Annotated in this window: 19 protein-coding genes; 12 read left to right on the top strand and 7 right to left on the bottom strand. The window is 65.8% G+C overall.

The annotated features are described in order from the left end of the window. Window positions 1-83: 83 nt before the first annotated feature. On the top strand, window positions 84-3,857 hold the full coding sequence (locus tag ACQP1G_RS07750; RefSeq protein WP_433200054.1) for a multifunctional oxoglutarate decarboxylase/oxoglutarate dehydrogenase thiamine pyrophosphate-binding subunit/dihydrolipoyllysine-residue succinyltransferase subunit: 3,774 nt from the start codon (window positions 84-86) through the stop codon (window positions 3,855-3,857). A gap of 82 nt (window positions 3,858-3,939) precedes the next feature. Here ACQP1G_RS07750 and ACQP1G_RS07745 read toward each other — a convergent pair whose 3' ends face one another. Then, window positions 3,940-4,530, bottom strand: a complete 591-nt coding sequence (locus ACQP1G_RS07745; protein ID WP_433200051.1) for a TetR family transcriptional regulator — start codon at window positions 4,528-4,530, stop codon at window positions 3,940-3,942. Window positions 4,531-4,614: 84 nt separating this feature from the next. Here ACQP1G_RS07745 and ACQP1G_RS07740 point away from each other — a divergent pair, with 84 nt between their 5' ends. Beyond that, window positions 4,615-4,941, top strand: a complete 327-nt coding sequence (locus ACQP1G_RS07740; protein ID WP_433200048.1) for a hypothetical protein — start codon at window positions 4,615-4,617, stop codon at window positions 4,939-4,941. A 33-nt stretch (window positions 4,942-4,974) separates the two neighbouring features. On the opposite strand, the gene ACQP1G_RS07735 is transcribed toward ACQP1G_RS07740, so the two are convergent. Together ACQP1G_RS07735 and ACQP1G_RS07730 are read right to left on the bottom strand one after the other, a co-directional pair. Then, window positions 4,975-6,618, bottom strand: coding sequence for an alkaline phosphatase D family protein (locus ACQP1G_RS07735; RefSeq protein WP_433200045.1), 1,644 nt, complete (start codon window positions 6,616-6,618; stop codon window positions 4,975-4,977). A gap of 127 nt (window positions 6,619-6,745) precedes the next feature. Continuing rightward, on the bottom strand, window positions 6,746-7,381 hold the full coding sequence (locus ACQP1G_RS07730; protein ID WP_433200042.1) for a TetR/AcrR family transcriptional regulator: 636 nt from the start codon (window positions 7,379-7,381) through the stop codon (window positions 6,746-6,748). Window positions 7,382-7,449: 68 nt separating this feature from the next. Here ACQP1G_RS07730 and ACQP1G_RS07725 point away from each other — a divergent pair, with 68 nt between their 5' ends. The 4 genes from ACQP1G_RS07725 to ACQP1G_RS07710 all read left to right on the top strand — a co-directional run bounded on the left by ACQP1G_RS07725 (window position 7,450) and on the right by ACQP1G_RS07710 (window position 12,825). Continuing rightward, a complete protein-coding gene (locus ACQP1G_RS07725; protein WP_433200039.1) occupies window positions 7,450-8,991 on the top strand; it encodes a flavin-containing monooxygenase in 1,542 nt (513 codons plus the stop codon). Window positions 8,992-9,014: 23 nt separating this feature from the next. Then, window positions 9,015-9,872, top strand: a complete 858-nt coding sequence (locus ACQP1G_RS07720) for an SDR family NAD(P)-dependent oxidoreductase (protein ID WP_433208273.1) — start codon at window positions 9,015-9,017, stop codon at window positions 9,870-9,872. Window positions 9,873-9,923: 51 nt separating this feature from the next. Then, window positions 9,924-10,850 (top strand): alpha/beta hydrolase, encoded by a 927-nt coding sequence (locus ACQP1G_RS07715; protein WP_433200036.1) that lies wholly within the window; start codon window positions 9,924-9,926, stop codon window positions 10,848-10,850. 184 nt (window positions 10,851-11,034) lie between these two features. Continuing rightward, window positions 11,035-12,825 (top strand): AMP-dependent synthetase/ligase, encoded by a 1,791-nt coding sequence (locus tag ACQP1G_RS07710; protein ID WP_433200033.1) that lies wholly within the window; start codon window positions 11,035-11,037, stop codon window positions 12,823-12,825. A gap of 59 nt (window positions 12,826-12,884) precedes the next feature. Here ACQP1G_RS07710 and ACQP1G_RS07705 read toward each other — a convergent pair whose 3' ends face one another. Further along, the gene (locus ACQP1G_RS07705) at window positions 12,885-13,763 is read right to left on the bottom strand and encodes an alpha/beta fold hydrolase (protein WP_433200030.1); all 879 of its coding nucleotides are present in this window, start codon (window positions 13,761-13,763) and stop codon (window positions 12,885-12,887) included. A gap of 88 nt (window positions 13,764-13,851) precedes the next feature. On the opposite strand from ACQP1G_RS07705, the gene ACQP1G_RS07700 reads away from it, so the two are divergent. Together ACQP1G_RS07700 and ACQP1G_RS07695 are read left to right on the top strand one after the other, a co-directional pair. Beyond that, complete coding sequence (locus tag ACQP1G_RS07700) at window positions 13,852-14,406, top strand: CGNR zinc finger domain-containing protein (protein ID WP_433200027.1); 555 nt, start codon at window positions 13,852-13,854, stop codon at window positions 14,404-14,406. Between the two features lie 57 nt (window positions 14,407-14,463). Next, the gene (locus tag ACQP1G_RS07695) at window positions 14,464-16,248 is read left to right on the top strand and encodes a molybdopterin-dependent oxidoreductase (RefSeq protein WP_433200024.1); all 1,785 of its coding nucleotides are present in this window, start codon (window positions 14,464-14,466) and stop codon (window positions 16,246-16,248) included. Between the two features lie 252 nt (window positions 16,249-16,500). Here the strand turns inward: ACQP1G_RS07695 and ACQP1G_RS07690 are convergent, their stop codons facing one another. From ACQP1G_RS07690 to ACQP1G_RS07680, 3 genes are all read right to left on the bottom strand, one after another. Then, window positions 16,501-17,982, bottom strand: a complete 1,482-nt coding sequence (locus ACQP1G_RS07690) for a DHA2 family efflux MFS transporter permease subunit (RefSeq protein ID WP_433200021.1) — start codon at window positions 17,980-17,982, stop codon at window positions 16,501-16,503. 95 nt (window positions 17,983-18,077) lie between these two features. Next, entirely contained in the window at window positions 18,078-18,770 is a 693-nt protein-coding gene (locus ACQP1G_RS07685) for a PadR family transcriptional regulator (RefSeq protein WP_433200018.1), read from the bottom strand. Between the two features lie 212 nt (window positions 18,771-18,982). Beyond that, window positions 18,983-19,888 carry a glycine betaine ABC transporter substrate-binding protein gene (locus tag ACQP1G_RS07680; protein ID WP_433200015.1) on the bottom strand — a complete coding sequence of 302 codons (906 nt, stop codon included), beginning with the start codon at window positions 19,886-19,888 and terminating at the stop codon, window positions 18,983-18,985. A gap of 259 nt (window positions 19,889-20,147) precedes the next feature. On the opposite strand from ACQP1G_RS07680, the gene ACQP1G_RS07675 reads away from it, so the two are divergent. From ACQP1G_RS07675 to ACQP1G_RS07660, 4 genes are read left to right on the top strand one after another with little or no spacing between them, the layout of a single operon-like run. Continuing rightward, window positions 20,148-21,032, top strand: a complete 885-nt coding sequence (locus tag ACQP1G_RS07675) for an ABC transporter substrate-binding protein (RefSeq protein WP_433208270.1) — start codon at window positions 20,148-20,150, stop codon at window positions 21,030-21,032. Beyond that, on the top strand, window positions 20,993-22,189 hold the full coding sequence (locus tag ACQP1G_RS07670) for an ABC transporter ATP-binding protein (RefSeq protein WP_433200012.1): 1,197 nt from the start codon (window positions 20,993-20,995) through the stop codon (window positions 22,187-22,189). Before ACQP1G_RS07675 ends, ACQP1G_RS07670 begins: the two co-directional genes overlap by 40 nt. Then, window positions 22,186-22,854 (top strand): ABC transporter permease, encoded by a 669-nt coding sequence (locus ACQP1G_RS07665; RefSeq protein ID WP_433200009.1) that lies wholly within the window; start codon window positions 22,186-22,188, stop codon window positions 22,852-22,854. The genes ACQP1G_RS07670 and ACQP1G_RS07665 overlap by 4 nt, the downstream gene beginning before the upstream one ends. After that, window positions 22,851-23,567, top strand: coding sequence for an ABC transporter permease (locus ACQP1G_RS07660; RefSeq protein WP_433200006.1), 717 nt, complete (start codon window positions 22,851-22,853; stop codon window positions 23,565-23,567). Before ACQP1G_RS07665 ends, ACQP1G_RS07660 begins: the two co-directional genes overlap by 4 nt. Window positions 23,568-23,577 lie beyond the last annotated feature (10 nt).

Here is a 23,577-nt window from a genome sequence, read left to right as displayed (position 1 = left end):
CTATCCTCAGAGAGGGCGCATCGGCGCGCATCCGCTGATCCCCGTGCCGGGCACGTCACAAACGTCGCAGCGCGAAGAACGAAATGAGGCGAACACCTGCTGTGAGCAGCTCAACTTCCCAGTTCGGACAGAACCAGTGGCTAGTCGATGAGATGTATCAAAAGTACAAACAGGATCCATCCTCCGTCGATGAAAGTTGGCACGAGTTCCTCGCCGATTACACGCCCGAAGTCGCGGGTGATTCTGGTAACAGTGCCGCGCCCGCGGCCGCGCCCGCGCAGGTGGCCACCCCGGCACCGGCCCCCGCGCCGGTGAACGCGGCCCCGGCTGCAGCGGCTCCCGCCCCAGCGGCGCCCGCGCCCGCCGCGCCCAAGCCTCCCGCGCCCGCGAAGCCCACCGCCCGCGCGCCGCAAACGACTCCCGCGCCGACCTCGAATGCCGCGCCCACCTCCGGTGCGCCGAAGCCCGCCGACACCGCGACCGACGAGGCGAAGGTCCTGCGCGGCCCGGCCGCCGCCGTGGTGAGGAACATGTCCGCGTCGCTGGCCATCCCGACCGCGACCAGCGTGCGTGCCATTCCGGCGAAGCTGATGATCGATAACCGCCTGGTCATCAATAACCACCTGGCCCGCACCCGCGGCGGCAAGATCTCCTTCACCCACCTGCTCGGCTACGCGATCGTGCAGGCGGTCAAGTCGTTCCCGAATCTGAACCGGCACTTCGCCGAGATCGACGGCAAGCCGAATTCGGTCACCCCGGCGCACACCAACCTCGGCCTGGCCATCGACTTGGCGGGCAAGGACGGAAACCGCTCGCTGGTCGTCGCGGCCATCAAGGGCTGCGAGGCCATGACCTTCGGGCAGTTCCACACCGCCTACGAGGACATCGTGCGGCGCGCCCGTGACGGCAAGCTCGGCATCGACGACTTCACCGGCGTCACCATCTCGCTCACCAACCCGGGCACCATCGGCACCGTGCACTCGGTGCCGCGGCTGATGCCGGGTCAGGGCGCGATCATCGGCGCCGGCGCGATGGAGTACCCCGCCGAATTCCAGGGCATGAGCGACGAGCGCATCAACGAGCTCGGCGTCGGCAAGCTGATGACCCTGACCTCGACCTACGACCACCGCATCATCCAGGGCGCGGAATCCGGCGACTTCCTCCGGACCATCCACAACCTGCTGATCAGCGACGAGTTCTACGACGAGATCTTCCACGGCCTCGGCGTGCCCTACGAGCCGGTCCGCTGGCGCAAGGACGTCAAGGAACGCGGCGTCGACAAGAGCACCCGCGTGCTCGAGATGATCGCGGCCTACCGCAACCGCGGCCACCTGATGGCCGACACCGATCCGCTGCGGCTGGTCAAGGACAAGTTCCGCAGCCATCCGGACCTCGACGTCACCCAGCACGGCCTCACCCTCTGGGACCTGGACCGCACCTTCGATGTCGCGGGCTTCCACGGCCAGGAGCGGATGAAGCTGCGCGACGTTCTCTCGGTGCTGCGCGATGCCTACTGCCGCCACGTCGGTGTGGAGTACACCCACATCCTGGAAACCGAGCAGCTGCAGTGGATTCAGGAGCGGGTCGAGCAGAAGCACGTCAAACCGACTGTCGCACAGCAGAAGTACATTCTGAACCGGCTGAATGCGGCGGAGGCCTTCGAAACCTTCCTGCAGACCAAGTACGTCGGCCAGAAGCGCTTCTCGCTCGAAGGCGCCGAAGCCGTCATCCCGATGATGGACGCCACCATCGACCAGTCCGCCGAGCATTCGCTCGACGAGGTCGTCATCGGTATGCCGCACCGCGGTCGCCTCAACGTACTCGCCAACATCGTCGGCAAGCCGTACTCGAAGATCTTCACCGAGTTCGAAGGCAATATGAACCCGGCCGCCACCCATGGCTCCGGCGATGTGAAGTACCACCTCGGTGCGCGCGGCACCTACCTGCAGATGTTCGGCGACAACGAGATCGAGGTCTCGCTCACCGCCAACCCCTCGCACCTGGAGGCGGTCGACCCGGTACTCGAGGGTCTGGTACGCGCGAAGCAAGACCTTTTGAACAAGGGCGACGGGCCGGAGGGCTTCTCCGTCATGCCGCTGATGCTGCACGGTGACGCCGCATTCGCGGGTCAGGGTGTGGTCGCGGAGACGCTGAACCTGTCGGGGCTGCGCGGTTACCGCGTCGGCGGCACCATCCACATCGTGGTGAACAACCAGATCGGCTTCACCACCGCACCGGAGAACAGCCGCTCCACCGAGTACTCCACCGATATCGCGAAGTTCATCGGCGCGCCGGTCTTCCACGTGAACGGTGACGATCCGGAGGCCTGCGACTGGGTGGCGCGTCTGGCGGTGGACTTCCGGCAGAAGTTCCGCAAGGACGTCGTGATCGACATGGTCTGCTACCGGCGTCGCGGCCACAACGAGGGCGACGACCCGTCGATGACCCAGCCGGAAATGTACGACGTCATCGACACCAAGCGCTCGGTGCGCAAGGCCTACACCGAGAGCCTGATCGGCCGTGGCGATATCTCGCTGAAAGAGGCCGAGGACGCCCTGCGCGACTACCAGGGTCAGCTGGAGCGGGTGTTCAACGAGGTCCGCGAGCTGGAGAAGTACGTCCCGGAGCCGAGCGAATCGGTCGAGGACGACCAGCAGGTGCCGACCACCATCCTGACCGCCGTCGACAAGACGGTGCTGCAGCGCATCGGCGACGCCTTCCTCAATGTGCCGGACGGCTTCAACGTGCACCCGCGCGTCAAGCCGGTGCTGGAGAAGCGGCGCGAAATGGCCTACGAGGGCAAGGTCGACTGGGCCTTCGCCGAACTACTCGCCTTCGGCACGCTGATCGACGAGGGTCGCGCGGTGCGCCTGACCGGCCAGGACTCGCGTCGTGGCACGTTCACCCAGCGGCATTCGGTGATCATCGACCGCAAGACGGCCGAGGAGTACACCCCACTACACAACATCGGCAGCACCACCCCGGGCTGGTTCGCGGTGCACGATTCGGCGCTGAGCGAATACGCCGCGGTCGGTTTCGAATACGGCTACTCGCTGGGCAACCCGGACGCACTCGTGTTGTGGGAGGCGCAGTTCGGTGACTTCGTCAACGGCGCGCAGTCCATCATCGACGAGTTCATCTCCTCCGGTGAGGCCAAGTGGGGTCAGCTCTCGGAGGTCGTGCTGCTGCTGCCGCACGGTCACGAGGGTCAGGGCCCGGACCACACCTCCGGTCGCATCGAGCGCTTCCTGCAGCTGTGCGCCGAGGGCTCGATGACGGTCGCCGTGCCGTCCACCCCGGCGAACTACTTCCACCTGCTGCGTCGCCACGCACTCGACGGCATCCGCCGTCCGCTGATCGTCTTCACCCCGAAGTCGATGCTGCGCAACAAGGCCGTGGTCTCGGACCTGAAGGACTTCACCGAATCGAAGTTCCGCTCGGTCTTCGACGAGCCCACCTACGAACAGGGCATCGGCGACCGCAACAAGGTCAAGCGCGTCCTGCTCACCAGCGGCAAGCTCTACTACGAGTTGGTCGCCGAAAAGACCAAGCAGAAGCGCGAAGATATCGCCATCGTCCGTATCGAGCAGCTCTACCCGCTGCCCAAGTTCCGGTTGAACGAGGCGCTGGCTGGTTACCCGAATGCGACCGATATCGCCTGGGTCCAGGAAGAACCGGCCAACCAGGGCGCTTGGCCGTTCTTCGGCCTGAACCTCCCGGAGCTGCTTCCGCAGCGGTTTACCAAGCTGCGCCGCATCTCGCGCCGCGCCATGTCGGCTCCCTCGTCGGGTTCGTCGAAGGTGCACGCCGTGGAGCAGGCCGAAATCGTCGCCGAGGCCTTCGAGCCGACCAGCTAGTCGGCTAGCTCACCGTCCGGACGCCGGGTCGAATTCGTCTCTCACAAAGGCGAATTCGGCCCGGCGTCGGCGATTGCGGTGGTTAAAGGTTCGGTGCGCGGGGCTCGGGTTCCGGTGTGCCGTGGGCGATGTCGTGGATAGCGCGACGGAGCAGGGCGGCGATCCGGTCCGGCGGGGCATCGCGCAGAGCGTCCAGTTCCAGTAGATGTCGGCCGATAACGGTGCCGATAGTGAGGGCTCCGATGAGGCCAGCGCGCAGGTGGGCGTCGTCGTCGGCCAAGTGTTGGGCGGCCTGCTGTTGGCGGGCGACCATGGCGGAGCGGACTTCCGCGGCAGCGTCGGGGTGGGTGAGCATAGAGCGGATCGCGGTCAGTGCATCGGTGGGCTGCTCGGCGAGTTTCTGCTCGAGTGCGGCCAGTAGCTGTTCGGCCGCCTGCGGCGGCGTCCCGGTGATCAGTTCGTCCCGGTCGAATTGCGCGACCTGGGCGAACAAATTGTCTTTGGATCCGAAGTAGCGCATCACCAGCCCCGGGTCGGTGTCGGCCGCCGCCGCGATCGCGCGGATGGTGGCCCGGTCATAGCCGACCTCCGCGAACAGCCGCCGCGCCGCCTCCAGGATCCGGGATTGCGTGCGGTCGCGTTGTTCGGCACGGCGGGTGGGATGGGCACTCATGTATTCAGTCTACGGCTGTTGACCGAACGCAGATGAGTCGCTACCATTCAGTCTACGATTGTTGACTGAAAATAGGTGACCGATATGTGGCATACGATCCTGCTGTCCGCGCTCGCCGGTGTGATGGGCGCCAATGCTGTCCCGCACTTCGTCAAAGGCATGGTCGGCGAACAGTTTCCGAACGTGTGGGGTAATGACTCGCTGCGCAATGCCGTGGCGGGGACATTGGGGCTCGCCCTCGCGGTGGTGATCGGTTACTGGGCCGATCTGCCCGCCCATGCTCTTGCCGGTATCGGCGGCGCCTTCGCCGGGGCGCTGTCCATGGCGGTGTTCCATGGGCTCGGCGGCGCCTATCGCCTCAACTCCGCCTTGGGTTTGGCCAACCCGCCCCGCGCCGCCACAGCGCGTTGACCCGGCTATCGCGGCTGCGGAACTGCTCGATCCCTAGCGCGGCGGCGAACCCGCGGTTTCCGCTCCAGAATATTGACCGGCCCGGCTGTCGGAGCGCGATACCTCGGTGACACCGGGGACCCGGTTCTCCACGATGAAAGCGGCACGGGTCGAAATGGGGGCGCCGGGGCGGTGGATGTAGGGGACCACGCGAAAGTCGTTACGCCACAGCCCATGATCGAGTTCGACTCGGGAGTAGCCGCGTTGGGAGTTGAAAAATTTGAGGTCGGGGTTGGCAGCGAGAAGGGTGCGACCGGTTGGGGTCATATCGGTTCCGTTGCCGCCAGTGGTGATGGAGGTTCCGATGAATTCGGAGGCTACGACCGGAGCATCGGGGTTCGAGTAGTCGGAGCGGAGGTTGGCGGCGTGGTTCTGATGGCGGTCGCCGGTGATCACCACCAGGTTGTGGACGTCGCGGTCGGCGGCGGCGCCGAGGATGGCATTACGGTCGGATACGTAGCCGTCCCAGGAGTCGGTGCCGGTCGCGACGCCGGGGCCGAGGTCGTAGTCGGATTGGGCCATGGAGACCTGGTTGCCGAGGATCTGCCAGCGGGCAGCGGAGTTGGTGAAGCCATCGATCAGCCAATCTCGTTGTTGCGCACCGAGAATAGTGCGGTCCGAGGCGAAGCGGTCGGGGCAGTCCACGACCAGGCCGCCATCGCCGCAGGCCTGCGCAGTGCGGTATTGGCGGGTGTCGAGCATGGTGATTTCGGCGAGGTCGCCGAAGGCGTAGCGGCGGTGGATATGCATGGTGGGGCCGGAGGGCAGGGCCGCGATGCGCAACGGTTGGTGTTCGTACAGCGCTTGGAAGGCGGCGGCGCGGCGGTCGCGAAAAAGCTTGGGAATGCGGTAGATATCCAACCCAAGCCCGGGTGAATCTCCCGCCCAGTTGTTGTCGACCTCATGATCGTCGAAGGTGACGAGCCAGGGGAAGGCGGCATGGGCGGCGCGCAACGGCCGCTCGGCCTTGGCCTGGGCGTAGCGCAGCCGGTAGCCGGGTAGATCGACGGCTTCGGCCTGGAATTGCGGCTCCACCGACATGCCGACTCGACCGCGCGTCCAGCCCCGCTCGTAAATGTAATCACCAAGGTGCACAACCAGATCGAGGTCTTCGGCGCTCATATGTTCATAGGCGGTGTAGTAGCCGGACGTCCAGGATTGGCAGGACGCGAATGCGAAACGCATGCGCGCGGTGGGTTGCCCGGGCGAGGGAGCAGTGCGGGTTCGGCCGATCGGAGAAATCGCCGACCCCGCGCGAAATCGGTAGAAATACCAGCGATTCGGCTCCAGCCCGCGCACTTCGGGGTGTACGGAATGCGCGAGCTCGCGGGTCGCAACCGCTGTCCCCCGCGTCACCACCTGCCGAAACTGTTCGTCATGCGCGACTTCGTAGTCCACGGTCACCGGATGGCGAGCCATACCCCCGAGCCCGTCCGGTGCGAACGGATCCGGCGCAAGCCGCGTCCACAACACCACCCCATCCGGCAGTGGATCCCCCGAAGCCACCCCCAATGTGAACGGATCTCCCAACCACCGCGGCGCCCGAAACCGCCCACTACTCGCTGCCGACGCCCCCACCAGCACCGCAACCGCCCCAGTGGTACCCGCCCTCAACAGCTGCCGACGCGATAGGCCCATAGGTCAGCCTATCCGCCGCCTGCTCATCACGACACCCGCCGATACGCCGCCTACACAGGTGCGATCGGGTAAGTGCGGCTACCAGAAGGCGTATCGAAATTGCGGATTCGTCGACGGTTTCCGCAGGTCACCCACGCAGCGCGGCGCCGAGCGCGGGATTGAGCGACAGTGCGAGTGCCAGTAGCGATTCGACCAGCAGATCGACCAACTGATCGCGGGTGATGGTTTCGTTGCGAAGCCACGTCAACGTGGCCTCCTCTACGAACGCGATCCAGCCGCGCATGGCGAGGGTCAGGCGCGGACGTTCGGCCGCATCGATCGGCACGGGCACCTCGGTGAGGATGATGCCGATGATGGCGTCACGGGTCTGGTCCACCAGGGGAACCAGTTCCGGAGTGACGCTGGCCGGGCCACGCAGCAGCGACACATAGGAGTTGCGGTTCTCGCTGACGTACTCGATGTACCGCTCGATCGAATCGCGCAGCATCTCGGAGACACCGAGCGAGCGGTCGGGCGCGACGCGCTCGAGCAGTTCGGCGTTGGCGTGGCGGACGATCGCCAGCTGGAAGTCCTGCTTGGTCGGGAAGTAATGGAAGAGCAGGCCGCGTGAGATCCCGGCCTCTTCGGCGATCTCGGTGATCGAGATGTCCTCGATGGCGCGGTCACCGAGCATCTTGGCGCCCAGGGTGATCAGCTGCAACCGGCGTTCGTCCGGGCTGAGCCGGGTTCGCTTCACCGTTTCACCGGTACCTTTGCTACTCACAAGGTCATCTTACTGAACAAGAGTCAATACTGTTGACTCACGCTCAATAAGACCGTAGTCTCGCTTATATGAGTCGCAAGGTTACAGACAAAGCTGTCGGCAACCGGCCAGCCCGCCACGTCGAGACCATCATCATCGGCAGCGGTTTCGCCGGTCTGGGCCTGGCGATCCGGCTGAGTCAGCAGGGCCGCACCGATTACCTCGTACTGGAGCGCGGCAGCGATGTCGGCGGTACCTGGCGTGACAACACATATCCGGGCGCGGCCTGCGATGTGCCTTCACATCTGTACTCGTACTCGTTCGCACTGAACCCGAACTGGTCGCGCTCGTTCTCCAAGCAGGGCGAGATCCAGCAGTACATCCAGGGCGTCGCGCACAAGTACAACGTGCTCGACAGGCATCTGTTCAACTGCGATGTGACCGCCGCCCGCTGGAACGATGCGACCAACCTGTGGCATATCGAATCCACTCAGGGCAGTTTCACCGCGAACACCGTGGTGTCCGCGGTCGGTGCGCTCTGTGAGCCCGCACTGCCGGATATCAAGGGCATCAACGGTTTCGAGGGCGAAATCTTCCACTCGGCCCGTTGGAACCACGACGCCGACCTCACGGGTAAGCGCGTCGCGATCATCGGCACCGGCGCATCCGCCATTCAGATCGTGCCGTCCATCGCACGGGATGTCGCCCATCTGGACGTCTACCAGCGCACCGCCCCCTGGCTCCTTCCCCGCATGGACCGCCCATACACGCTGCCCGAGCGCCTCGCGTTCCGGCACATCCCCGGCTTCCAGCGCCTGTCCCGTGCGGCCATCTACGCGGCCCGCGAGACCCAGGTCGTCGGCCTCGCCAAGGTCCCCGCGCTGATGCAGGCTTTCGAACTGATCGCCAAGGCCAAGCTGCAGTGGGAGGTCCGCGATCCGGAGCTGCGCGAGAAGGTCACCCCGAACTTCCGGATCGGCTGCAAGCGCATGCTGATCTCCAACGACTACTACCCGGCGCTGAGCCGCCCGAATGTCGACGTCGTGACCGACGCCATCAAAGCGGTGCGCGCGAACTCCATCGTCACCAAGGACGGCGCCGAACGCGAAATCGACGCCCTCATTGTCGCGACCGGCTTCCACGTCACCGATTCACCGACCTACAACACCATCACCGGTAAAGACGGCCGCACGCTGGCCGAGGTCTTCGACGAGATCGGCCAGCAGGGCTACAAGGGGTCGGCGATCGCCAACTTCCCGAATATGTTCTTCCTGCTCGGCCCGAATGTAGGCCTCGGCCACACCTCGATGGTGTATATGATCGAATCGCAGATCAACTACATTGCCGACGCACTGGCCACCGTCGATCGCCTCGGCCTGCGCACCGTCGAAGTCAAACGCGATGTGCAGGACGCCTACAACAAAGGCCTACAGAGCAAGCTGGTGAAGAGCGTGTGGAGCACCGGCGGCTGTGCCAGCTGGTACCTGGACAAGCACGGCAACAACACCACATTGTGGCCGGACTTCACCTTCGAATTCCGTAGGCTGACCAAGAATTTCGACGTCACCGCCTACGAAACGACGACCGTCGAAACTTCCCTGGAAAATCTGAAAGTGGTGGCAGCACAGTGAATGCAGCATCGCGTAGCGATTCGATGAGGGGTGGCGGCCGGGCGACGGGTGGGCGCAATGACGCCTACTTCAAGGACAAGGTTTGTGTGATCACCGGTGCGGGTTCCGGCATCGGCCGCGCCCTGGCGGAGAACCTGGCGAAGCGCGGCGCCAAGCTCGCGCTCTCCGATATCGACACCGACGGCCTGGCCGAGACCGTGCGCCGCTGCGAGGCGTACGGGGCCGAGATCAAGTCCGATCGGCTGAACGTGACCGAGCGCGAAGCGGTTCTGCTGTACGCCGACGCCGTCAAGGCGCACTTCGGCAAGGTGCACCAGATCTACAACAATGCGGGCATCGCCTACCACGGTGAGGTCATCCGCTCGGAGTTCAAGGACATCGAGCGCATCATGGACGTCGACTTCTGGGGCGTCGTCAATGGCACCAAGGCGTTCCTACCGCTGCTGATCGAATCGGGCGACGGCCATGTCGTCAACGTCTCCAGCCTGTTCGGCCTCATCGCGGTCCCCGGCCAGAGTGCATATAACGCCGCCAAGTTCGCGGTGCGCGGTTTCACTGAATCGCTGCGTCAGGAGATGCTGGTCGGCAAACATCCGGTCAAGGTGACCTGTGTGCATCCCGGCGGTATCAAGACCGCCGTCGCCCGCAACGCCACCTACGCCGATGGCATCGACGGCGCGAGCGCCGCATCGATGTTCGACAAGAAGTTGGCCATTCACACGCCGGAGATGGCCGCGCAGACCATTACCGAGGGCGTTCGCAAGGGACACGGCCGAGTGCTGATCGGCTGGGAGGCCAAGGTGCTCGATCTGTTCGTCCGGGTCACCGCCTCCGGCTACCAGCGCATCGCCGCCGCGGTGAACCGCCCCTTCCTACCCTGAACCCTGCTGCCCCGGCGTCCGGACGCGGGCGCCGGGAATCGAGGAAAACCCATGCGTGACATCAACATTCCGCTACCCATCGCGCGGACGCTGCTGAATCCAATCTTCCGGGTCACGCTCAACGCGCGGCTGCCCTGGCATATGCAGCGCCTGCTGCTCGATATCGGTTCGCGCGCGCAGTTCCTCCCCTCGGACACCGCCGTGCACCGGCTCCGACTCGGCGGCAGACCCGCGGAAAGGATCACCGCGGGCTCGGAGAAGCCGAATCTCGCCAGCGGAGCCGTGCTCTACCTGCACGGCGGCGGCTACGCGGTCGGATCGCCCGGCACCCACCGCTCGCTGGCCGCCCGGTTGGCTCACGAAACCGGTTGCGCCGTCTATGTTCTCGACTACCGGCTGGCACCGGAACACCCGTTCCCGGCCGGACTCGACGACGCCGAAGCGGCTTTCCTCGAGTTGGTCGGCAATATCGGCTACCAGCCCGAACAGATTGCGTTATCGGGTGATTCGGCGGGCGGCGGACTATCGCTGGCCACCGCTCAGCGGCTGATCGCCGAGCACGGATACACCCCGGCCGCGCTCGGCCTGATCGCACCGTGGGTCGATCCGAATCGGGTCCCCGAGAAGTCGCGCGATCTGGTGATCAACCGGCCGTGGTCACGCGCCTGTGCCGCGGCATATCTCGGCGACGGCGACGGCACGGACACCGGCTATGCGCCGCTGCACGGGTCACTGGCCGGATTGCCGCCGACGTACGTTCAGGTCGATGTCAGCGAACTGTTACATGGGCAATGCGTGGAGTTCGTGGCCGCGCTGCGAATGGCGGGCGTGCACACTCGGTTCACCGAGAGCAAGGGGCTATGGCACGTCGCGCAGCTGCAAGCCGCACTCGTCGAAGCGGCCGCCGCTGCACTGACCGAACTGGCCGATTTCCTGCGGGAAGCCGTCCAGCCGGTCGCCCTGCGCGACCTAGGATAGATAGTGGCTCACCTGCGCTCGTTCCAACGCACGAAACGCAAGACCGACTCCGTCCCACCGGGTCCGACCGGCCCCCGACCGGCCCGTCGATTTCGAACCGGAACGGTTTTCCGGTGGCCGGAGTGACGTCCCGGTCACAGGTGTCGTAAATTACTGGCGAGTAAACCCACGTGGAAGGGCACTGATGCGAGAGTTCGAAGTCCCGGCTTCCTACACCATCCCGGAAGACGCGAATAATTCCGACAACGTCTTCCGGCACGCCGAGCAGTCGCCCGGCGCGGTGCTGTTCAACGTGACGGACGGCAGCGGCTGGCGGGAAATCAAGGCGGCGGAATTCGCGAAGACGGTCACCGATGTGGCCAAGGGCCTCATCGCCGCTGGCCTCGAACTCGGCGACCGCGTCGCCATCATGGCCCCGACCCGCTACGAATGGGTGCTGCTCGACTTCGCCATCTGGGCCGCCGGTGGCTGCACCGTCGCGATCTACGACAGCTCTGCCGCCGAACAGGCCAAGTGGATCCTGCAGGACTCCGCGACCAAGCTGCTCGTGGTCGACAGCGCTAAGCACCGCAAGGTCATCGACGAGATCGAGGCGGGCGCGCTGCCGGATCTGAAGGAGACCCTGCAGATCGACAAGGGCGCGATCGACGAGTTGATCGCGCGCGGCGCCGATCTCGACGACGCGGCCGTGCACGCACGCCGCGCCGAGGTCAATGCCAAGTCCCCGGCCACCCTGATCTACACCTCGGGCACCACCGGCCGCCCCAAGGGCGTCATGCTCTCGCACTCGAACCTGTACGCGGAGTCGCAATCCGACCGGCTCGCCCTGAAGAAGTACGTCGCCGAAGGCAAGAAGACGCTGATGTTCCTGCCGCTGGCGCACGTCTTCGCACGTGCCGTCACGCTGGCCGCCTTCGACGCCAAGGTGATCGTCGCGTTCACCTCCGACTGGTCCACCCTGGTCGAACAGTTCGGCAGCTACCGCCCGCACTTCATCCTCGCGGTCCCGCGCGTCTTCGAGAAGGTCTTCAACAGCGCCAAGCAGAAGGCGCACGACGGCGGCAAGGGCAAGATCTTCGACGCCGCGGCCGAGACCGCGATCGCCTACAGCGAGGCCATCGACAACGGCGGGCCCGGCCTGGTGCTAAAGCTCAAGCACACCCTGTTCGACAAGCTCGTCTACAGCAAACTGCGGGTCGCGCTCGGCGGCCAGTGCGAGGCCGCGGTCTCCGGCGGCGGACCACTCGGTGCCCGCCTCGGCCACTTCTTCCGCGGCGTCGGCGTCACCATCTACGAGGGTTACGGACTCACCGAGACCACCGCGGCCATCACCGTGAACACCCCCGGCAGTATCCGGGTCGGCACCGTCGGCAAGCCGATCGAGGGCCACGCGGTGAAGATCGCCGAGGATGGCGAACTGCTGCTGCGCGGGTCGGTGGTGTTCAACGGCTACTGGGGCAATGCCGATGCCACCGAGGAGGCCTTCACCGACGGCTGGTTCAAGACCGGTGACCTGGGCGCCATCGACGGCGACGGGTACGTCACCATCACCGGCCGCAAGAAGGAAATCATCGTCACCGCGGGCGGCAAGAACGTCTCCCCCGGCCTGATGGAGGATTCCCTGCGCGCGCACCCGCTGATCAGCCAGGTCATGGTGGTCGGCGACGGACAGCCGTTCGTCGGCGCACTGATCACCCTCGATCCGGAGGCGTTGCCCGGCTGGAAGGAACGCAACAACCTGCCGGTCGACACCCCGATCGAGCAGGTGATCGAAAACCCGGCGCTGGTCGCGGAGATCAATGCCGCGGTCGCCGAGACCAATAAGAAGGTCTCACATGCCGAGGCGATCAAGAAGATCCGCATCCTGCCCGTCGACTGGACCCAGGAGACCGGCGAGCTGACGCCGAAGATGTCGCTGAAGCGGGCCGTGGTGATGAAGCAGTACGCGTCCGAAGTGGAGAAGATCTACGGCTGACGCCGAATGCCGAAGGCGCCGTCCGTGAATTGCGGGCGGCGCCTTTGCTTTTCCGTCATTCAGCCGTGCACGGTCGGGAGGCGGTCGAGGAAGTCGGCGATCAACGGCGCGATCTCGGCCAGGTGTGTCTCCAGGGCGAAGTGGCCGGTATCGAATACGTGCAACTCGGCGGCGGGGAGATCGGCGAGGTAGGCGTGCGCGCCGGGCTCGGGGAAGAAGGGGTCGTTCGCGCCCCAGACGATGAGGGCGGGCGGGGTGTACTTGCGCAGCCACTGCTGCCATTCGGGGTAGGCGGCGACATTCGACTTGTAGTCGAAGGCGAGGGCTACCTGAGCCTCCTTACGGCCCGGGAGGTCGAGGAAGTACTGGTCGAGGTTCCAGGATTCGGGGGTGAGCACGGTCGGGTCGGCGACGCCCTGCTCGTACTGACCGCGGGTACCTTCCAGCGTGAGTAGGCCGCGGATGGTGTCCTCGGCCCCCTCCTGCTCGGGCCGCAATGCGGTGAAGTCACGAGCGAGATCCGAGAGTCCCGCCTCGTAGGCGTTGCCGTTCTGCACGATGAGGCCGTTGATCCATTCGGGATGGCGCAGCGCGAGGCGCAAGCCGATCGGAGCGCCGAAGTCGAAGACGTACATCGCGAACTCGCGCAGCTCGAGCCGTTCGACGAAACCCTCGATCACATCGGCCAATCGGTCGAAGGAGTAGTCGAAATCGGCTGGTGCGGTGGTGTTTCCGAGGCCCGGATAGTCCGGGGCGATCAGTCGGTACTGCCCGCCGAGCACATCGAGCAGCCTGCGGAACTGGTGCGAGGCCGACGGGAATCCGTGCAGCAACAACAACACCGGGGCGTCGGCGCTGGCCGGGACCGATTCGCGATAGAAGACCTCGACACCGTCGACGTCGATGCGGCGATGCTGGATGGCTGGCAGCTCGATCATGGCTTCACATGCTTTCTATCCGTGATAATGCATTAGTTCTAGCCGATTATCTACTAACGTGTCAATCGGTAGATGTACCATTAGCAACATGAATGAAGCGCCGCTGGTCGGCGAGCCGCTGGCACTGGACCTGGTCAACACCCGGCCGACCGACGCCGATCTGCTGGACACACCGGAGCACCTCGCGAATTGGCTTGCGCTGCAAGCCGCACGGTTTCCGGAGCTGGCCATCGCACATCCCACCGCCGCCGACCTCGCCGCGGTCACCGCGGTGCGCGACCACATCGGTTCCGCGCTCGACGCACTACTGCACAATCGCCGCCCGCCCGCCGAGGCGCTGCGCGGACTCAATGCCGCGCAGGCCGATGCGCCCGCGATCCGGAGGTTGGCCTGGGACGGCAACGCGGTCACCGCAACCGTGCACCGTGACGGCACCTCGGCCGAAAAGCTGGCCGCGGTACTGGCCGAAGCCGCCACCGATCTGTTCACCGACCCATCGATCGGCACGCTGAAGCGCTGCGAGGCCGACGACTGCGTCCTGCTGTTCCTGCCCGCCCACCCGCGTCGCCGCTGGTGCTCACCCGAGCGCTGCGGCAACCGGGTCCGCGTCGCCCGCTACTACCAGCGACACAAGGCCGACTGACAGTCACGTCACCGAATGGTCATACTCCAGGACCAAACCCAGCAGTACGCTCGAACCATGGCTGAACTGCGCTTTCGGGTGACGGCAGGCATCGTAGCGGCCGGTCTGGCACTCGGTGTCGCAGAACTCGTCGCCGCCTTCACCGGCCCCGACAGCGCACCCGCCAACGCCCTCGGCTCGACCGTCATCGACCACACCCCCGACGGCCTGCGCGAATGGGTCATCCAAACCTTCGGCACCAACGATAAAACCCTGCTCTTCGCCTGCATGGCACTCGTGGCCGTACTCGTCGCCGGATTCATCGGCGCGATCGAACGAACCGACCACCCCCGAGGCTCCTGGCTGCTGGCCGCCCTCGGCCTGCTCACCGCCGCTATCGCGATCGGCCGCACCGGTATGTCCGCCGCCTGGCCCACTGTAATCGGCGTGGCCGCAGGCATTTACGCCCTTCGCGCCCTGACCGACCGAATCGACGACGCGGCCGCCGCGCGGAAAGCAGTACGGCCCGCCGCGCCGACGCCAGCTGCCGCCACATCGGACGCCGCCACATCCGGTGACGACGCGGCGAGCAGCGATGCGGCCGAACAGCGGGCTACCGATGCCGATGATCACGCAGCCGATAACGTCTCGCCTTCATCGGCGGCACCGAGCACCGGTGCGGATCAAGACGATTCGTCCGATGAGAGTGCGTCGGCAGTCGCCCCGGCCCGTGCTGGCGCCGCAGCGGCCGCACAGGAACCCACCGGGGCCCAGAGTTCGGCGGCCGTGGCACTGCCACAGCGGCGACAGGTGTTGCGGGGCATTGTCATTACGGGTGGGTTGGCATTGCTCGGCGGGGTGGGTGGGCGGCTGATCGGGGCGCAGCGGCGGGATGTTTCCGGTGAGCGGGCGGCGATTCAGTTGCCGGAGCCGAGTGGGCCCGCGGTATCGCTCGCACCCGACGCGGATCTGAAGCTGCCGGGGCTCACCCCGTATCTGACTTCCAATAGCGACTTCTACCGGATCGATACCGCGCTCATCGTGCCGCAGGTATCCATTGACGACTGGTCATTGCGGATTCACGGGATGGTGGATCGCGAAATCCAGATCAGCTGGGGCGATCTCGCCAAGCGCATGCCGGTCGAGACATTGGTGACCCTGGCCTGTGTATCGAATCCGGTCGGCGGCGACCTGATCGGCAACGCGCGCTGGCGCGGCTACCGCCTGGACGAACTGCTCGCCGAGGCCGGACCGCATTCGGACGCCGATATGGTCCTGTCGCACAGCATCGACGGCTTCACCGCGGGCAGCCCGCTGGCCGTACTCACCGACGGCCGCGATGCGCTGCTTGCCGTCGGTATGAACGGCGAACCCCTCCCGGTCGCGCACGGCTACCCGGCCCGCCTGGTCGTCCCCGGCCTCTACGGATACGTCTCGGCCACCAAATGGGTCACCGAACTGGAAATCACCCGCTTCGACCGCGCAACCGCCTACTGGACCCGCCGCGGCTGGTCCGCCTACGGCCCCATCAAAACCGGCACCCGCATCGACACCCCCCGCTCCCGCGCCAAACTGCAACCGGGCAGCATTGCCATCGCAGGCGTGGCCTGGGCCCAGCACCGCGGCATCCGAACCGTCGAAGTCCAAATCGACGACGCTCCATGGCAACCCGCCCGCCTATCCACCGAACAATCCATCGACACCTGGCGCCAATGGGTCTACGACTGGAACGCCACCCCCGGCCCCCACACCATCCGCGCCAGAGCCACCGACGGCACCGGCGAAACCCAAACCGAAGCCCGCGCCCCGGTAGTGCCCGACGGCGCAACCGGATATCCCTCGACCACGGTCCAAGTTGGCTGAGCGCCGATACACACAACCATTCAGACGCGCTCCCTGGTCGAAGTCGCCTGCGCGGATCGGATCGCGCTGATATCCGTAGCCGTCCTGAGCAGCGCGCCATGTCCGCCGTCTTCGATTGGGCTCGGGACGAGAACCTGCCGCCGGAACCGATCACGGTGGAGATTTGGAAAAAGCTTCCCGATGGCGGAACAAGTGCGTTGAATGCCTCGTACCCCGCGAGCGAGACGGTCGCGGGGTACGAGCTGGACAAACTCAGGCCGCGACGCTGTCGGCCTTGGCCAGGTCGGTCTTCGGGCCGGGCGCGGCGGATTGCCCGTGCCGGACGAACAGAGCCGAGGCGATGACACCGATCAGGAGGATGCCCGCGGGGAGCAGGATGGATTGGCTCAGCGCGGTGCTGAAGGCGTCCTTGACGAACTCCGGGATCGGGCCCTGTCCCGCACCGCCTTCGGAGATCTTGCCGCCGCCGAGGCCATTGGCGGTCATGCGGCCCGCGACCAGGGCGCTGATCGCGGCACTGCCGAGTACCGAACCCACCTGGCGGGTGGTGTTGTAGATACCAGCGCCGGCACCGGCCTGCTGGATCGGCAGGTTGTGGGTGGCGGTGGAGGCCAGCGGCGCCCAGATGCAGGCGTTGGCGAAACCGGCCAGCGCGGCCGAGAGCAGGAACCACACGATCGAAGAATGCGGCGTCATCACGCCCGCGAACCAGAAGATCGAGGCCGAGAATCCGATGAACCCGATGGTCGGCACGATGCGCGGTTGCAACCTATCGGCGAACTTGCCGATGACCGGCGCGAAGATGCCGGTGACGATCGCCATCGGCGCGAACACCAGCGCCGACCGGGTCGGCGACATCTCCCGCACGGCCTGTAGGTAGAAGTACGAGGGCACCATCATCGAGGTGACCGCCGCACCCATTGCCGCGATGCCCACATTCGACAGTGCGAAGTTGCGGTCACGGAAAAGCCCCAGTGGCAGCAGTGGCTCGCCGGTATTACGCGACTGGTTCACCAAGAACACCGCCAGCACAGCCAGACCCGCGCCGATCATCAGCCAGATGCGCAGCGACCAGTCGTAGGTATTGCCCTCCTGGATGCCGAATACCAGCAGGAACAAGCCGATACCGCTGAGCACGACACCCGGGACGTCGAACTTGTGCTCATTGGTGGGCAGCGACGGCACCAGCCAGACTGCCAGCGCGAAAGCGACGATGCCGACCGGAACGTTGACGATGAAGATCCACTCCCAGCCGAGCCCGTCGACCAGCACACCGCCGAGGATCGGGCCGACCAGCGTGGCGAGACCGGCCACACCACCCCACAGCCCCATGGCCGCACCGCGCTTATCCGGCGGGAAGGTCCTGGTGATGACCGCCATGGTCTGCGGCGTCATCAACGCGGCGCCGAGTCCCTGCACGGCCCGCGCGGCGATCAACATGGTGATCGATCCGGACAGACCACACCACAGCGAGGCCGCGGTGAAAACGGCCAGGCCGATCAGATACAGGTTCTTGGGCCCGTAACGGTCGCCGAGCCTGCCGGTCATCAGCAGCGGCACCGCGTAGGTCAGCAGGTAGGCACTGGTCACCCAGATCACCTGGGAGATGTCGGCCTTCAGGTCAGTCATGATCGCCGGATTGGCGACCGCGACGATCGTCATATCCAACAGGATCATAAAGAAGCCGACGACCAGCGCGAACAGCGCTAGCCACGGATTGCGTTGGGTGGTCATGAATGTGGTTCCTATCTCGGATATCTGTTCCCGATGCGCAGGACAGGTCGATCGGCTTTGTGTGCGGCGGTTGGCCTCGCGCACGCCGGAACGCATCAGGGCGGTGACGCGCTGGTCTCGGTCCGGCTGCGCGGCACCGGGGGTGGTTCGGGATGTTCGCTCTCCGACCAGGCGTGCTGGTGCTCGGTGATCCGAACACCGGTAGCGGGATCGAACTCGTCCCACTCCATCTCGCCGCTGTCCAGTTCGGAGATCAGATTATTGACCCACGCGACCTCGGCCGCGATGGTGCTGTGCAAGTACGGGAGCACGATCCAGTAACGACGCGGCACGGCATGCAAACCCGCCCACTGACTCATCATCTCCACGTCCGCGAGGTCGTGCCCCAACCTCTGCACACGCTCCCGCAACAACATGAGCACTTCCTGCGCCGGCAGATTGTGGGCCTCTGCGAGCGCGACGGGGAACACCGGATACTCCCGCGCGGGATTGCGCAGGATTTCGGCAACTCTGGAACGCAATGTCTCCCGGCCACTTTCGGTGATCCGGTAGGTGGTGCGCTCCGGCCGATTCCCTTCCCGGTCGACCCCCTCGGCGCGCACCAATCCTTGATCGGCCAACCGCGCCACCGTGTGATAAAGCGAGCCCGGCCGCACCTTCACCAGCATGTCCTCACGACGGGCGATCAGTAGCTGAAACGCCTCGTAGGGATGCATGGGCCGCTCGTCGAGCAGCGCGAGCACGGCGATCGCCAATGGCGTCACCGCTGGGCGCGCGTGCTGCCCCATTTCGGTCACCTCCCGCATATCGATTCCCGAGAGCATGCACGCTAGCCGTGGCCGCCGACATACTCCACATCAAATACTCCACGTGGAATATACGGCGTGGATCAGTCGGACCACAAGACCGCGCCATCGAACCGAAATGTGATCGGCGACATAGCAAACGACCCGAGCGTGCACCGCTCGGGTCGTGACAAGGGTTTCCGACGGAAGGCCGCCTAGAGCGCGTGGTCGTCCAACCAGATGCGGGCCATCTCCGCGGCATCGACACCATCGCGCACCTTGCGGATCATTTCCGCCAACGCATCGGTCGTGAGCTCACCCGCGACGTAGTTCAGCTTCCGGATCTGCCGATCGTCGAGCAGGCCCTTGCGGTAGACCGCCAGCACATTCTCGGCGCGTACCGCATAGTCCCCATCGGCGAGGATTGTCAGCCCATTGGTCGCGCCGGGGACCAAGGCCGGCGGTCCGGTCAGGATTCCGGCCTGGATCTCGCCGTCCAGCAGCGCTATTCGCAGGGCCGTCGCATCGGGATAGGGCCTGGCCCCGGCGAAATCGCAACCGGCGATCCGCACCGGTCCCGCCGCCCGCAGCACATCCGGTACCGGCGCCACCCCGGCCTCCATCGCACCACACCGCGGCGCGAGCGCGTCGATCGAACGCACGTTATCGCGGGTCGCCGCGGCTTCGGTCAGCAGCACCCGGGCTCGCATATCGGTGCCGTCGGCAGGATCGGACACCGCAAGCCCCTCCGGCAGCGACCGGTTCAGCTCCTCGGTCACCGACAGCCGCACGGGCGCCGACTTGTCCACCGCATCGGTGGTTACCTCGGGCTTGCGGGCCTGCGCCCCGGCGTTCAGAAACGTGAGCAGTTCGCCACTGTGTTCACCGACGAGCGTCACGGTGCCCGCGTCCAACGCGGCCAGATAGTCCGCGCGGCTACCGAGATCGGCGGCCACCGTGGTGCGCGCACCGGTCCGCGCGAGCGCCCCGGCATAGATTTGCGCAAGGAGATTTGATTCCATCGAATCGCCCGCGCCGACCGCTATCGTCGGTCCCGGATTGTCGTTTCCACAGGAAACGGCCAGCCCGACGGCCGTAACGACCAACAGCCATGCCAGCATCCGCCTCGACGCGGCCAATACCATCCGGCGACACCAACTCTCCGTAGCGAACAGGAACACCATGCAGCGGGCAGTATGAACCACCAGAATGTACCGGGTGGCCGTGCGTACACGGCTCCTCGCACCGCCCGTCCATGCCGGAAGGACTCCAGTGAAATCCACGATCACCCCCGATGCCGAGAGGCACGGGCGATTCGCGCTGCGGCTGACGCTGCGCGCCGCCCGCGTCCTCATCGCCGCCGCGGCACTGGCCGCCGCCATGATCCTGTCCGCCTGCGGTAACTCCGATCCGCTTGCGGCCAAGGGCAATTGTGACGGCGATGGGCTGACCGTCGGCTCGGCGAACTTCCCGGAATCCGAGACGGTCGCGAATATCTACGCGGAAGTGTTGCGCGTCAACGGATTCAAGGTCGACACCAAGCTCAATATCGGCAGCCGCGAGGCCTATATCCCTGCACTGCGCCAGTGCGCGATCTCGGTGATCCCGGAGTACAACGGCAACCTGCTGCAGTACCTGGACAAGAATGCGACCGCGACCAGCTCCGCCGACGTCGATACCGCGCTCGCCAAGGCGGTCGGCTCCGATCTCGCCGTGGGTACCCCAGCACCCGGTCAGGACTCCGACGCGGTCGTGGTGACGAAGGCCACCGCGGAGCGCTGGAACCTGCACAGCATCGCCGATCTGGCGGCACATTCGGCCGAGGTGAAATTCGGCGCGCCCGCCGAATTCCAGGAGCGCGCAGGCGGTCTGCCCGGTCTGAAGAAGAACTACAACCTCGATATCGCCGCGAACAACTTCGTGCCGATCGCCGACGGCGGCGGCCCTGCGACGGTGCGTGCACTGGTGGACGGCACCGTGACCGCGGCCGATATCTTCACCACCTCCCCCGCGATCGTGCAGAACAACCTGGTGGTGCTGGAGGATCCCAAGCACAACTTCCCGGCCCAGAATGTGGTGCCGCTGTTCAACACCGCCAAGAAGACCGATAAGGCGATCGCCGCGCTCAATGCCGTCTCCGCGAAACTCACCACCGACGAGCTGATCAAGCTCAACGAGGCCGTCTCCGGGAGCAGCAAGACCGAACCCAAGGCCGCGGCACAGCAATGGGTCACCGCCCAGGGGCTGAACACGCCGACCAAGTAGGAGCCAGCGTGTCCGATATCGAATTCAGCCGTATCAGCAAGACCTATCCGGATGGCACGCACGCCGTCTCCGCACTCGATCTGCGCATCGAATCCGGCTCGTTCACCGTCTTCGTCGGACCGTCGGGCTGCGGCAAGACCACCTCGATGCGGATGATCAACCGGATGATCACGCCCAGTTCGGGCACCATCACCGTTGGCGGCGCGGATATTTCGACGGTGAATCCGGTCACGTTGCGGCTCGGCATCGGCTACGTGATCCAGAGCGCCGGACTCCTCCCACACCGCACCGTCGTCGACAATGTCGCGACCGTGCCGGTGCTGCAAGGGGTTCGGCGCCGCGCGGCCCGCGCGGCCGCACTCGAGGTGCTGGACCGGGTCGGATTGGACCGCTCGCTGGCCAACCGGTATCCGGCCCAGCTCTCCGGCGGACAGCAGCAGCGAGTCGGGGTGGCCAGGGCACTGGCCGCCGACCCGCCTGTGCTGCTGATGGACGAACCGTTCAGCGCGGTCGATCCGGTGGTGCGCGAGGAGTTGCAGGCCGAAATGCTGCGCCTGCAGGCGGAATTGCACAAGACCATCGTCTTCGTCACCCACGATATCGATGAGGCGGTCAAGCTCGGCGACCGGATCGCGGTCTTCGGCCCCGGCGGCATTCTGCAGCAGTACGACCAACCGCAACGCGTACTCGCCGCGCCCGCAACCGATTTCGTCGCCGGATTCGTCGGACGCGACCGCGGCTATCGCGCGCTGTCGTTCCGCAGCGCGGATAGCCTGGTACTGCATGAGATTCACACCGCGACCGAACCCGAACTCGCCGAGCTGCGGCTGGAACGCGGCGAATGGGTGCTGGTGGTCACCGATTCCGGCGTGCCGCGCGGTTGGATCGATGTCACCGGCGTCGAGGGGATTCGGGCGGGCCGGGCGTTGCAGGACAGCATCGCGGCGGGTGGATCACTGTTCCCGCCGGACGGCGACCTCCGTCAGGCCTTGGACGCGGCGATTTCATCGCCATCGGGAATCGGTGTCGCCGTGGATGATTCGGGGGCCGCGCGCGGCGGCATCCGGGCACCCGAGGTACTCGAGCAGCTCTCCGGGCAGCGCACGCTGGAGGACGACGAGCGCAATCGGCACTTCTTCGAAACCGAGAACGCATGAAGTATCTGATCGACAACTTCGCCGAGATCATGGGTTTCACCAGGACCCACCTGTATCTCGCGTTGGTACCGCTCGCGCTCGGCCTGATCATCGCGATTCCGGTGGGCGCGTTGGTGCGCCGCGTGTCCTGGCTGCGGCGGATCACGGTGACGGTGGCCAGCCTGTCCTACACCATTCCGTCGCTGGCGCTGTTCGTGATCATTCCGCCGCTGGCCGGAATCTCGACCATCGATCCGCTGAATGTGATCATCGCACTCACCGTGTACTCGACCGCACTGCTGGTGATCGCGGTGCCGACGGCGCTGGATTCGGTGTCGCCCACCGTCATCGACGCCGCCGACGCCGTCGGCTTCAATTCGCTGCGCCGCACGGTGACCGTCGACATGCCTTTGGCCATACCGGTTTTCGTATCCAGTCTGCGGGTGGTGGTGGTCACCAATATCGCCATGGTTTCGGTCGGTGCGCTGATCGGCGTCGGCGGGCTCGGCAAACTCTTCACCCAGGGCTATCAGCGCGACTATCCGGACGAGATCATCGCCGGCATCATCGTGACGCTCGCGCTGGCCCTGATCTTCGACCGGCTCGTCTACGCTCTCGGCCGCTGGTCGACCCCGTGGGCGCGCGCGGACGCCAGGACCGCGAAGGCGAAAGGCGCTGCCGCATGAACCTTTTCATCGACGCCTGGCACTACCTCACCAACGGCGCGAACTGGAACGGCCCGGCGGGAATCGAACACCGCATCGGCGAGCACCTCTGGTACAGCTTCCTGACCATCGTCTTCTCCGCGGCGGTCGCGGTCCCGCTCGGTCTGGTCATCGGGCACACCCGCCGCGGTTCCGCGGTACTCGTCGGATTCGCCAATGCCATGCGCGCGCTGCCGACCCTCGGCCTGCTCACCTTCCTCGTCCTACTGCTCGGCCTCGGGCTGATCCCGCCGCTACTCGCGCTGGTCACGGTCGGTATTCCCCCGCTGCTGGCCGGTGCGTACGCCGGAATCGCCAATGTCGCGGCCGATGTCGTCGACGCCTCACGGGCCATGGGCATGACCGAACGCCAGATCCTGTTCCGCGTCGAAGTCCCCAACGCGCTGCCGATCCTGCTCACCGGTCTGCGCGGCGCCACCCTCCAGGTCATCGCCACCGCGACCATCGCCGCCTTCGTCAACCTGGGTGGCCTCGGCCGCTATATCTTCGACGGCATCGCGGTCTACCGCTACGATCGCGTCCTGGTCGGCGCCCTCCTGGTCGCTGCGCTCGCCATGCTGATGGACGGCCTGCTCGCCTGCACGGTCTGGGCCAGCGCCCCCGGCACCGGCCGCCTGCGCCGCACGAACAGGGCGATCGTCACACCAGCGGCCATCCTGCAAACCTCGCAGTGAACGCGACCGC

The sequence above is a fragment of the Nocardia sp. CA-107356 genome (assembly GCF_050946365.1).
Classification (GTDB): domain Bacteria; phylum Actinomycetota; class Actinomycetes; order Mycobacteriales; family Mycobacteriaceae; genus Nocardia.
This window is presented reverse-complemented; position numbering and strand designations above follow the sequence as displayed.

Excerpts from the sequence above, each read along its gene's own strand:
- ACQP1G_RS07690 (WP_433200021.1), bottom strand. The coding sequence starts at position 17,982 with ATGACCACCCAACGCAATCCGTGGCTAGCGCTGTTCGCGCTGGTCGTC.
- ACQP1G_RS07695 (WP_433200024.1), top strand. The coding sequence starts at position 14,464 with ATGGCTGAACTGCGCTTTCGGGTGACGGCAGGCATCGTAGCGGCCGGT.
- ACQP1G_RS07715 (WP_433200036.1), top strand. The coding sequence starts at position 9,924 with ATGCGTGACATCAACATTCCGCTACCCATCGCGCGGACGCTGCTGAAT.
- ACQP1G_RS07735 (WP_433200045.1), bottom strand. The coding sequence starts at position 6,618 with ATGGGCCTATCGCGTCGGCAGCTGTTGAGGGCGGGTACCACTGGGGCG.
- ACQP1G_RS07725 (WP_433200039.1), top strand. The coding sequence starts at position 7,450 with ATGAGTCGCAAGGTTACAGACAAAGCTGTCGGCAACCGGCCAGCCCGC.
- ACQP1G_RS07750 (WP_433200054.1), top strand. The coding sequence starts at position 84 with ATGAGGCGAACACCTGCTGTGAGCAGCTCAACTTCCCAGTTCGGACAG.
- ACQP1G_RS07660 (WP_433200006.1), top strand. The coding sequence starts at position 22,851 with ATGAACCTTTTCATCGACGCCTGGCACTACCTCACCAACGGCGCGAAC.
- ACQP1G_RS07720 (WP_433208273.1), top strand. The coding sequence starts at position 9,015 with ATGAGGGGTGGCGGCCGGGCGACGGGTGGGCGCAATGACGCCTACTTC.
- ACQP1G_RS07745 (WP_433200051.1), bottom strand. The coding sequence starts at position 4,530 with ATGAGTGCCCATCCCACCCGCCGTGCCGAACAACGCGACCGCACGCAA.
- ACQP1G_RS07670 (WP_433200012.1), top strand. The coding sequence starts at position 20,993 with ATGGGTCACCGCCCAGGGGCTGAACACGCCGACCAAGTAGGAGCCAGC.
- ACQP1G_RS07740 (WP_433200048.1), top strand. The coding sequence starts at position 4,615 with ATGTGGCATACGATCCTGCTGTCCGCGCTCGCCGGTGTGATGGGCGCC.
- ACQP1G_RS07700 (WP_433200027.1), top strand. The coding sequence starts at position 13,852 with ATGAATGAAGCGCCGCTGGTCGGCGAGCCGCTGGCACTGGACCTGGTC.
- ACQP1G_RS07705 (WP_433200030.1), bottom strand. The coding sequence starts at position 13,763 with ATGATCGAGCTGCCAGCCATCCAGCATCGCCGCATCGACGTCGACGGT.
- ACQP1G_RS07665 (WP_433200009.1), top strand. The coding sequence starts at position 22,186 with ATGAAGTATCTGATCGACAACTTCGCCGAGATCATGGGTTTCACCAGG.
- ACQP1G_RS07675 (WP_433208270.1), top strand. The coding sequence starts at position 20,148 with ATGATCCTGTCCGCCTGCGGTAACTCCGATCCGCTTGCGGCCAAGGGC.
- ACQP1G_RS07680 (WP_433200015.1), bottom strand. The coding sequence starts at position 19,888 with ATGCTGGCATGGCTGTTGGTCGTTACGGCCGTCGGGCTGGCCGTTTCC.
- ACQP1G_RS07710 (WP_433200033.1), top strand. The coding sequence starts at position 11,035 with ATGCGAGAGTTCGAAGTCCCGGCTTCCTACACCATCCCGGAAGACGCG.
- ACQP1G_RS07685 (WP_433200018.1), bottom strand. The coding sequence starts at position 18,770 with ATGGGGCAGCACGCGCGCCCAGCGGTGACGCCATTGGCGATCGCCGTG.